Annotated in this window: 5 protein-coding genes and 2 pseudogenes; 3 read left to right on the top strand and 4 right to left on the bottom strand. The window is 40.8% G+C overall.

Annotated elements, in window-relative coordinates; translation table 11 throughout:
• Positions 1 to 193: 193 nt before the first annotated feature.
• Both HCR01_RS37080 and HCR01_RS37075 read right to left on the bottom strand, forming a co-directional pair.
• Positions 194 to 430, bottom strand: coding sequence for a hypothetical protein (locus HCR01_RS37080; RefSeq protein ID WP_193200878.1), 237 nt, complete (start codon positions 428 to 430; stop codon positions 194 to 196).
• 49 nt (positions 431 to 479) lie between these two features.
• Positions 480 to 1,417: pseudogene (locus HCR01_RS37075) on the bottom strand (hypothetical protein); the annotation flags it as partial.
• 44 nt (positions 1,418 to 1,461) lie between these two features.
• Between HCR01_RS37075 and HCR01_RS37070 the strand changes: the two are divergent.
• Both HCR01_RS37070 and HCR01_RS37065 read left to right on the top strand, forming a co-directional pair.
• Positions 1,462 to 1,992 (top strand): hypothetical protein, encoded by a 531-nt coding sequence (locus tag HCR01_RS37070; RefSeq protein ID WP_193200877.1) that lies wholly within the window; start codon positions 1,462 to 1,464, stop codon positions 1,990 to 1,992.
• Complete coding sequence (locus HCR01_RS37065; protein ID WP_193200876.1) at positions 1,970 to 2,209, top strand: hypothetical protein; 240 nt, start codon at positions 1,970 to 1,972, stop codon at positions 2,207 to 2,209. The genes HCR01_RS37070 and HCR01_RS37065 overlap by 23 nt, the downstream gene beginning before the upstream one ends.
• Positions 2,210 to 2,877: 668 nt before the next feature.
• Here HCR01_RS37065 and HCR01_RS37060 read toward each other — a convergent pair.
• Positions 2,878 to 3,021 (bottom strand): hypothetical protein, encoded by a 144-nt coding sequence (locus tag HCR01_RS37060; protein ID WP_193200875.1) that lies wholly within the window; start codon positions 3,019 to 3,021, stop codon positions 2,878 to 2,880.
• A gap of 147 nt (positions 3,022 to 3,168) precedes the next feature.
• Between HCR01_RS37060 and HCR01_RS37055 the strand changes: the two genes are divergently transcribed.
• Complete coding sequence (locus HCR01_RS37055; RefSeq protein WP_193200874.1) at positions 3,169 to 3,975, top strand: hypothetical protein; 807 nt, start codon at positions 3,169 to 3,171, stop codon at positions 3,973 to 3,975.
• A gap of 154 nt (positions 3,976 to 4,129) precedes the next feature.
• On the opposite strand, the pseudogene HCR01_RS39715 reads toward HCR01_RS37055, so the two are convergent.
• Positions 4,130 to 4,290: pseudogene (locus tag HCR01_RS39715) on the bottom strand (abortive phage infection protein); the annotation flags it as partial.

The following is a 4,290-nucleotide window of genomic DNA, read 5'->3' as shown; positions in this document are numbered from 1 at the left end:
ACTTTTATACGCCGCCAAATCATGGGGCTGATGCTCAACAGCACCACTTTTAATTGATATATGACTCTTTCCGTAGAATCCAACATTGAGCCATCTTGTCGTGTTGTGTCCCTCATCTCCCCCGAAATTTTTCGCTCTCCTACAGCAGTCTGGTTCAGGGAATATGTTATGTAGCAGTCGCTATTAAATACCATCAACCAGCACTCGTGCTTTGAATAGCCTCCGTTTTCCTATTTTTCACTGTGCGGTAGTACCAACGACGAAACCGCAGTGAGGGTTCATCAGTAGGCACGTTACATCCTTCACTTACATTGGGGACTTCACCGATTTGTGACTCAACCATCGTGCGATCGTCGAGAGATGCTGCAAAAAACTCATCAAAGTCAAAGTTACTCTGATCGATCCCAGAGTTGGGCAGAACAACCTGCATAAATCGCATTTGTTGGGTATTGATCGGAATGGCAAACAAATGGGGACGCAAATTTCTTGCGCTTTTCGTACTGATCACAGTAAAATTGGGCTACTTTGCGAGGGTCATCTTGAATAGAGGCAAGTTTTTGAGCTTGGTTCTCTAATTCTTCAGCAAAGTCTTTAAGTACTTGAGGGAAAGATGGTAGTAGTTGAGAAATAGCTGTCTGACCTCGCTGAGATTGCGACTTTTCAGCTAGCCAGATAGTTTGTTTGTATAGCCCCGGCTCGATTTGAGGTTTCGTTGGGCCATCAGGATTATCTTTGTCTGTTCCTTTGAAGCTACTTATGGGAATGATTAGGTCTATTTTGGGCTTGTTACTGGGATCTACATAAATTATTTTATCTAGCTTGTGTGGACGTAGTGTTCCTTTACCGAAACGGTATTTAGTGTCCTCACCATCAGTTTCTTTACAGCCAAAACGATGCTGTATAACTCGATAACTTTTGTCTTGTTGTTCTTCTCTGTTGGTGAGTTGGTCGTAAAGTTCAGTTGAAATCTGCCCATAACAATCACCGACTAATTTCCAAGCATCTTCCTTGTCTAGTAATCCACCATTTTCACCTGTGCTATCATCTACTATCAGAATATTTAGTTGTTCATTAATTGCGTTTTTACAATCACCCAGAAAGATTGAACCGTAAGCACCACGGTCTTTTCGGTCTGGACAGAGTTTTTCAATTACCTCTAGACATTCTGACGGGCCATATAGGAGTCGTGTTTTTGACGATAACAAAAGAGTATGACCTTCTGGATGATTTTTTAAATCAGACGGTGTGCTGTGTTCTCATCTATATGTTCGAAAGAAAATTCTTGGTTTGGGAAGAAAGATTCTAGTAATGTATTATCTAGTTTTTCAGTTAAAATTGAGTTGGAATTTGTCGGATTATTGTCTGCATGAATCCATTGATTGAGTCTAGTATCAAAGTGTTTGAATGTTAGTGTCATAATTCTAGTTTTTTCTAAATTAACCAATAAAAATGAGGTTTTATATGTCAAGAATTAAGCGTTGGTTTAATGCGAACAAAGGAAAATTTGATTTAGATGGAACCCTGAAAAACGAAGCCAGGGAAAAAATGTTGCGTAGAGGAATAAGTCATGCAGCAATCGATGACTATGTTTTGAGAATGCAAGAAGAATACGACCATCTGAAACACCTAGATGAAACTGATCCAGAACCTTGGCCAATCTACACAGCCTATGATTTTTTTACAGCCGAAGAAAAACAGCAGTTCAATCCCGATGGATCTCTGAAACCCGAATACGTCGAAGCCGCCGTTAAAAAAGGCACTAGTGAAAGATGGCTGGAGGAAATGGGGCGTCGCAAAAAAATTGATGTTGACAACTACAATAAAGTATCTGCCAAGAAAGCAGAGCAGGGCATCAATTTCGGTGAACAAGAAATGAATGTGAGGGTTTCTGCCAGCAGAACTTATGTGCAGCGTCTTCATCAGATGGAAGTTGACTTGCGGAACTTTGAAGACACTGACAGCTTGCCTTTTGATAAGGACACCTCCTATTGAAATAGGTGAGGAACGTCTGAACGTCGTACCCTATTTATGTGCATCAAATAATGTGATTTTAGCTGATCACTTGGAGAAAAGCGATGGCGTTCCGCCCACCGGACGTGATTGCCTGATTGTGATCGTTTTTTTTGTAAGTAATCATATCAGTGAGGAAGCGATCGCTAAGGAGTGTGTGGTTACGCCGTCGCACTCTGTATTCAAAGCAGGGATATAATCGCTTTTTGTGAGGTGAGAATGCGATTACATTTCCTCAGTTGGCTCAAGATTTCGGATTTTTGGATAGTTAGAGAGTCAAGAATAATCTTCTGATCTTGACATTCTACGAAAAAACACAAAAGTCGTTGGTTTTTAAGTCAGTAGAAACTTATGAATACTTAAAGGCACAAGTTAAATTCTTTGCTGAAGTTACTACTTTTTAGTGGAAAATAGGGATTATTTGGAATTCAACAGAAGTTAGGAGGATGATCCTTCTGACCTTTGACCTCTGACTTACTAGCTCAAAAAGATAAGCGATATTTTTCTTTTAATTCTCCTCTAGATCTTCATTTGTATCTTGGTTTTCCACATTAGGAAACTCCTCAAGGTTCTCACTTGTATCTCTTTGTGTCATGTAATTCTCGCAAAATCTGTGCCATTCCTCACCGTACTGACGATCTAAAAATAAATCAATAATACGTACAAGCTCAGAATAATCATATCCATTGAGGTGCATATTCGTCCTTGCAAAAATTTAGCCGCTTTGTAGAGAAGCGTTATTAAGTAAATTAACTTTAAAATAGTTTTATTGTGTATAATGATCCCCCTAAGAGGGACATTTACTATTCATCAAGAAAATTTTGTATAAAAACACACAGCATAGGAATCAAATAAAGCTAAAGCCAACTAGGCATTGAAGCGAGATGCCGTTTCGGGAAATATTACCCCGGTGACGAAGAGTGGGGCATCCAGGTATTTGGGAATATCAAGGCTAGTTAGGACGGCATCAGCACGTTTGCTAACCGCGCAATAAACCGTCAGTACGCCCATGTGCTGGCGGTTTATTTTTTTGTATGCAGCATTCCATTATTTTGAACCAAGCGATCACCTTCACTTACGTCTGGCACAAATAATTAGTGCAATTTCTTAAAAACGCTGCGCGAGGAGTTGATGAAATCTTTGCGGAGCAAAGGAATAATGGCTAATAAAGATTTTGTAGCGGCCCAAGTCGTTGAGTTGTACATTGGCAATTATCGGTTTGATGCTATCAGAATAAATCAGACCAAAGAGTACCGGATGTCTCAGAATCAAGTCCTTTCAAGTATTAGTGTAAACCGTAACTGGCTAATCATGTTACCTTCTAAGTCACCTAAAGTCTATCAAAGACTTGTAGAGCAAGGCTTAAATCATGTTACCCTTTTTGCGGAATATACTGTTAATGGTGTAGGAACTCGTGCTGAAACAATATCAGTAAAGGATGCCAGAATAATTTGGCGTTACTTTGACACAAAAGGAAATGCACAAGCTCAGAGATTAATAGATGCACTCTCAGAAGACTCACTCATCAGCAGATTCGATCAAGTCTGGGGTGAGCAACGTACAGTCGAACAGCGACGAAGAGATGATTGCCGTATTCTCGATACACCGCGCCCTTGGACACGCATGTTTGAGACAGAGTTTGAGTCCCACTTGGCAAGGATTACCAAATTACATAAGAAGAGTATCAGAAACGGGCTGTACTATTGGGAATTTATCTATGGTTGGATGACACCAGAGGAAAAAGCCAAACTTGATATCGTTAGCCCAGCCCTCCCGAACGGACGCAGACGGTACAAGATTCACCAGATGTTGGACAAGGAAACAAAAGAAAGATTATCACCACATGTAACATCAGTGCTGATTTTAATGAAGTCGGCTAACTCTGTAGATGAACTACGGCGGTTGGTTGGGCGGCAGTATGGAGTAGATCAGCCTAATTTATTTGATGGCTGGGATATGAAATAGTTAGCTCTTATATATAGTAAGTCAGTCTTAACTTACCGACGGCGATCGCTTTCGCTAACCGCGGACGCTCTAGCGCTATCCCCCGCAAGGGCGGCTCTCTAACGATGAGCGCGAGATCGCCATCACACAACTTGCAGGAGTGATCAAATTCCCGTCAAGAAGTCAGGGTCAGTTCTTCTCGCTTGCTGGAATTAACCATTTTCATTAAGTGCCCATTGAGATAACTTTGGGCCGAGATGTATAAACTTTCCCAAATCTCTTGATTGCGGCAGATTTTTGCACCGATTGTATTCCCGGCTGTTTTCTCTGAGATTA

This window comes from Nostoc sp. MG11 (genome assembly GCF_014904695.1).
Taxonomy (GTDB): Bacteria; Cyanobacteriota; Cyanobacteriia; order Cyanobacteriales; family Nostocaceae; genus Komarekiella.
This window is presented reverse-complemented; position numbering and strand designations above follow the sequence as displayed.